The organism is Raoultella sp. T31, assembly GCF_002806725.1.
Taxonomy (GTDB): Bacteria; Pseudomonadota; Gammaproteobacteria; order Enterobacterales; family Enterobacteriaceae; genus Klebsiella; species Klebsiella electrica.
In genome coordinates, this window is sequence record NZ_PIBO01000074.1 from 1 (window position 1) to 5734 (window position 5734).

General features: G+C 53.7%; 4 protein-coding genes. 3 read left to right on the plus strand and 1 reads right to left on the minus strand.

All coding sequences use genetic code 11. The features are described from left to right. Positions 1-92 precede the first annotated feature (92 nt). Complete coding sequence (gene bamD / locus CWM52_RS25685) at positions 93-830, minus strand: outer membrane protein assembly factor BamD (RefSeq protein WP_100686641.1); 738 nt, start codon at positions 828-830, stop codon at positions 93-95. A 131-nt stretch (positions 831-961) separates the two neighbouring features. Between bamD and rluD the strand changes: the two genes are divergently transcribed. The 3 genes from rluD to clpB all read left to right on the plus strand — a co-directional run bounded on the left by rluD (position 962) and on the right by clpB (position 5372). Next, entirely contained in the window at positions 962-1942 is a 981-nt protein-coding gene (rluD, locus tag CWM52_RS25690) for a 23S rRNA pseudouridine(1911/1915/1917) synthase RluD (RefSeq protein ID WP_100686642.1), read from the plus strand. Beyond that, positions 1939-2670: a purine nucleoside phosphorylase YfiH gene (gene yfiH, locus CWM52_RS25695; protein WP_100686643.1), complete on the plus strand. Its 732-nt coding sequence runs from the start codon at positions 1939-1941 to the stop codon at positions 2668-2670. The genes rluD and yfiH overlap by 4 nt, the downstream gene beginning before the upstream one ends. A gap of 128 nt (positions 2671-2798) precedes the next feature. After that, entirely contained in the window at positions 2799-5372 is a 2574-nt protein-coding gene (clpB, locus tag CWM52_RS25700; RefSeq protein ID WP_100686644.1) for an ATP-dependent chaperone ClpB, read from the plus strand. Positions 5373-5734: the final 362 nt, after the last annotated feature.

The window sequence follows — 5734 nt, forward strand, 5'->3', positions numbered from 1 at the left end:
CGGATTCTTACACAGCCACTGGATCGGTCAACCGATCCTTAACTGATCGGCATTACAGCTCGCGGCTGCCGTTTTGCTTATCTGAAAAACACTCAGGTGTTTTTACTGTTCGCGGCGATAATTTTCGCCACCTTGTCTGCCTGAGCGTTCATTTGCATCTGACGGTAGGCGTTTTCCATTTTCGGTAGCGCATCGCGAGTCGCCTGGGTATCCGGGTAGCTGCGTAGCATACCATCGACACGGTTCACGACGGCAACCCATGCGCCGCGGTCGGTGTAGTAATCAACGACCGACAGCTCGTACTTAGCCAGGCGATCCTTCAGGAACACCATACGTTTGTAGGCGTCGGTCGCATACTGGCTGTTCGGGTAGCCACGTACCAGTTTGGAGAAGTCGTTAAAGGCATCGCGAGCGTGCTGCGGGTCGCGGTCGGAGCGATCGACCCCGAAGAATCCTTGCAGCGCACTGTCATCCAACGCCATATTTGTCAGGCCACGCATATAAATGACGTAATCAATGTTAGGATGCGTAGGGTTCAGACGAACGAAGCGGTCGATGGCTGCCTGAGCCAGCGGCAGATCGGCATTTTTGTAATACGCATAAATCAGGTCCAGCTGTACCTGTTGGGAATAAGGACCGAACGGGTAGCGGTTATCCAACGCTTCCAGTTGCGTTATTGCCTGTTTCCAGTTACCGTCCTGCAGCTTTTGCTGTGCGGTCGCATAGATTTCATTCGGCGGATTATCAGGCACCTCTTCCTTTGAGCCGGAGCAACCCACCAAAGCCAGGCTCAGTGTGGCCGCTGCCACCAGGTATTTCATGCGCGTCATGACGTTTTGACTTCCTCAAAATGTTTATGCGGGAGAATCTCTGTTCCTGCTCCCGATTAAGACCAGCTACAATAGCACACTATATTAAACGGCAAAGCCGTAAAACCCAACGTTAAACGAAGAAGCTGTATATGGCACAACGAGTACAACTCACCGCAACGGTGTCCGAAAATCAACTCGGTCAACGCTTAGATCAGGCTTTGGCCGAAATGTTCCCGGATTATTCGCGTTCGCGCATAAAAGAATGGATCCTTGACCAGCGAGTGCTGGTAAACGGCGCTGTCAGCGACAAGCCGAAAGAAAAAGTATTAGGGGGAGAGAGCGTCTCCATCGATGTTGAAATCGAAGAAGACGTACGCTTCGAGCCGCAGGATATTCCGCTCAATATCGTCTACGAAGATGATGACATCCTCGTGATTAATAAACCGCGCGATCTGGTTGTTCACCCAGGCGCGGGCAACCCCGACGGTACTGTGCTGAATGCGCTGCTGCACTATTATCCGCCGATTGCCGACGTGCCGCGCGCGGGTATTGTTCACCGTCTGGATAAAGATACGACCGGTCTGATGGTCGTAGCGAAAACCATCCCGGCGCAAACTCGTCTGGTGGAATCGCTGCAGCTGCGTGAAATCACCCGTGAGTATGAAGCGGTGGCCATTGGTCACATGACATCGGGCGGGACGGTAGAAGAACCTATCAGCCGTCACCCGACGAAACGCACGCATATGGCGGTGCACCCGATGGGGAAACCGGCGGTCACGCATTACCGTATTATGGAGCACTTCCGTATTCACACGCGTCTGCGTCTGCGTCTGGAAACCGGCCGTACTCACCAGATTCGTGTGCATATGGCCCACATCACCCATCCGCTGGTGGGCGATCAGGTCTATGGCGGCCGCCCGCGTCCGCCGAAAGGTGCATCGGAAGCGTTTATCAGCGCGCTGCGTAAGTTTGACCGTCAGGCGCTGCACGCGACGATGTTACGTCTGTATCACCCGATCAGCGGCATAGAGATGGAATGGCATGCGCCGATTCCTCAGGATATGGTTGAGCTGATTGAGGCAATGCGTGCAGATTATGAAGATCACAAGGACGATATTGACTGGCTATGACTAAACTGATTGTACCGCAATGGCCTGTGCCGGAAGGCGTAGCTGCCTGTAGCTCCACACGTACTGGCGGCGTCAGTCAGCCTCCGTACGACTCGCTCAATCTGGGCGCCCATTGCGGAGACAATCTGCAGCACGTGGAAGAAAACCGTCAGCGGATGTTTGCCGCAGGCGGACTGCCGTCGTATCCGGTCTGGCTGGAGCAGGTTCATGGCACCGCGGTGCTGACGCTGGACGGCGGGCCGTATGAGTCAAAACGGGCGGATGCGTCATACTGCAATACACCGGGCACGGTGTGTGCGGTGATGACGGCGGACTGCCTGCCGGTTCTTTTTTGTAATCGCGCAGGGACGGAAGTTGCCGCTGCGCATGCCGGCTGGCGCGGATTATGCGACGGGGTGCTGGAAGCAACGGTCGCATGTTTTGCCGACAAGCCGGAAAACATTCTCGCCTGGCTTGGCCCGGCGATCGGTCCCGAGGCTTTTGAGGTTGGTCCGGAAGTGCGGGATGCGTTTGTAGCAAAGGATGGGCAAGCGGAAGACGCTTTCCGCCCCGTCGGCGCGAAATATTTTGCTGATATCTATCGGCTGGCTCGTCAGCGCTTAGCCAATGTTGGCGTCACGCAGATCTTCGGCGGCGATCGCTGTACGCTAAGCGAAAAGGATGATTTTTTCTCTTATCGCCGCGATAGGATGACGGGTCGTATGGCGAGTTTTATCTGGTTGAGATAACCTGGCGAATCAAGACGGTCCAGAAGGCAAATTTATTTTTCGCATAGTTCAGGTCTTTAACCTTGAATAATTGAGGGACGACCTCATTTAATCTCCAGTAGCAAATTTGACCTGTTATGGGAGGAGTTATGCGTCTGGATCGTCTTACCAATAAATTCCAGCTTGCTCTTGCCGATGCCCAGTCGCTTGCACTCGGGCACGACAACCAATTCATCGAACCTCTTCATTTAATGAGCGCCTTGCTGAATCAGGAAGGGGGATCGGTACGTCCTTTATTAACCTCTGCTGGCATTAACGCCGGAGAGTTAAGCACCAGTATCACTCAGGCGCTGAGCCGTTTACCGCAGGTGGAAGGCACCGGTGGCGACGTACAGCCGTCTCAGGATTTAGTGCGTATTCTGAACCTTTGCGACAAGCTGGCGCAAAAGAGGAAGGACAATTTTATTTCGTCAGAACTGTTCGTTCTGGCGGCGCTTGAATCACGCGGTACGCTGACCGACCTTTTAAAATCCGCCGGAGCAACAACCGCCAACGTGACTCAGGCGATTGAACAAATGCGCGGAGGTGAAAGCGTGAACGATCAGGGTGCCGAAGACCAACGTCAGGCATTGAAGAAATTTACGGTCGATCTGACCGAGCGGGCAGAACAAGGCAAGCTGGATCCGGTTATTGGCCGTGACGAAGAGATTCGTCGTACGATCCAGGTTCTGCAGCGAAGGACTAAAAATAACCCGGTACTGATTGGTGAACCTGGTGTCGGTAAAACCGCCATCGTTGAAGGTCTGGCGCAGCGTATTGTCAACGGTGAAGTACCGGAAGGGCTGAAAGGTCGTCGGGTACTGGCGCTGGATATGGGCGCGCTGGTGGCCGGGGCGAAATATCGCGGCGAGTTCGAAGAGCGCCTGAAAGGGGTGCTGAACGATCTGGCGAAACAGGAAGGCAATGTCATCCTGTTTATCGACGAACTGCACACCATGGTCGGGGCGGGGAAAGCAGACGGCGCGATGGATGCCGGGAATATGCTCAAACCTGCTCTGGCGCGCGGAGAGTTGCACTGCGTCGGCGCAACGACGCTCGATGAGTATCGTCAGTATATTGAAAAAGATGCTGCGCTGGAGCGTCGTTTCCAGAAAGTGTTTGTGGCTGAGCCAAGCGTGGAAGATACCATCGCGATCCTGCGCGGGTTAAAAGAGCGTTATGAGCTGCACCACCATGTGCAGATCACTGACCCGGCGATCGTCGCAGCGGCAACCTTGTCGCATCGCTATATCGCTGACCGTCAACTGCCGGATAAAGCTATTGACCTGATCGATGAAGCCGCATCCAGCATTCGTATGCAGATTGACTCGAAGCCGGAGGAGCTCGACCGACTCGACCGACGTATTATTCAGCTCAAGCTGGAACAGCAGGCGCTGAAGAAAGAAGCCGATGAGGCCAGTCTGAAACGTCTGGATATGTTGAATGAAGAGCTGGCAGATAAAGAGCGCCAGTATTCCGTTTTAGAAGAAGAGTGGAAGGCGGAGAAAGCCTCTCTTTCCGGTACGCAGACAATTAAAGCCGAGCTGGAGCAGGCTAAAATTGCGATTGAGCAGGCGCGTCGCGTCGGCGACCTCGCGCGGATGTCCGAGCTGCAGTACGGTAAAATCCCGGAACTGGAAAAACAGCTGGCGGCAGCCACCCAGTCGGAAGGCAAAACGATGCGCCTGCTGCGTAATAGGGTTACCGATGCGGAAATTGCCGAAGTGCTGGCCCGCTGGACCGGTATTCCGGTTGCGCGCATGATGGAAGGTGAGCGCGAAAAACTGCTGCGTATGGAGCAGGAGTTGCACAGTCGGGTGATTGGTCAGAACGAAGCGGTTGAAGCGGTATCCAACGCCATCCGCCGTAGCCGGGCCGGTCTGTCCGATCCTAACCGTCCAATCGGGTCGTTCCTGTTCCTCGGCCCAACCGGGGTCGGTAAAACGGAGCTGTGCAAAACGCTGGCGAACTTTATGTTTGATAGCGATGATGCCATGGTGCGTATCGATATGTCTGAGTTTATGGAGAAACACTCCGTATCGCGTCTGGTCGGTGCGCCTCCGGGATATGTCGGTTACGAAGAAGGTGGCTACCTGACTGAAGCCGTACGCCGTCGTCCTTATTCTGTCATCCTGCTGGATGAAGTGGAAAAGGCTCATCCGGATGTGTTTAACATTCTGTTGCAGGTACTGGATGACGGTCGTCTGACAGACGGGCAGGGGAGAACGGTTGATTTCCGTAATACGGTTGTGATTATGACCTCTAACCTTGGTTCGGATCTGATCCAGGAACGTTTCGGGGAACTGGATTACGGTCATATGAAGGATCTGGTGCTGGGTGTGGTTAGCCAGAGTTTCCGTCCGGAGTTTATCAACCGTATTGATGAAGTCGTGGTCTTCCACCCGCTTGGTGAAAAACACATTGCTTCTATTGCTCAGATTCAGCTGCAGCGTCTGTACAAACGTCTGGAGGAACGTGGCTACGAAGTTCACATGTCCGATGAGGCGCTGAAGTTGCTGAGTGCGAATGGTTACGATCCGGTGTATGGCGCTCGTCCGTTAAAACGCGCTATCCAGCAGCAGATTGAAAACCCGCTGGCGCAGCAAATCCTTTCCGGCGAGCTGATCCCTGGCAAAGAAGTTCAGCTGGTGGTTAAAAACGACCATATAGTGGCAGTGCAGTAAATCACAAAACGACAAAAACGGGCCCCTCGGGCTCGTTTTTGTTTAAAAACCAGGCAAGAATTAAAGCCTGGATGCGTGGTTGATTAATAAATGAGCGAACGAATCATTTATTTGAATTTAAACTTGCCACATCAGAATTACCGCCTATAATGCGCCTCCACTGACACGGAACAACGGCTTACAGGCCGCCGGGTTAGCGGGGTTCAGCGATGAGCACCGACAGAGAAAAGCAAAAATAAATGCTTGACTCTGAAAGAGGAAAGCGTAATATACGCCACCTCGCGACAGAGCGCTAAAGCGCGTCGCAACTGCTCTTTAACAATTTATCAGACAATCTGTGTGGGCACTCAAAGTGACATGGA

Excerpts from the sequence above, each read along its gene's own strand:
- rluD (WP_100686642.1), top strand. The coding sequence starts at position 962 with ATGGCACAACGAGTACAACTCACCGCAACGGTGTCCGAAAATCAACTC.
- yfiH (WP_100686643.1), top strand. The coding sequence starts at position 1,939 with ATGACTAAACTGATTGTACCGCAATGGCCTGTGCCGGAAGGCGTAGCT.
- bamD (WP_100686641.1), bottom strand. The coding sequence starts at position 830 with ATGACGCGCATGAAATACCTGGTGGCAGCGGCCACACTGAGCCTGGCT.
- clpB (WP_100686644.1), top strand. The coding sequence starts at position 2,799 with ATGCGTCTGGATCGTCTTACCAATAAATTCCAGCTTGCTCTTGCCGAT.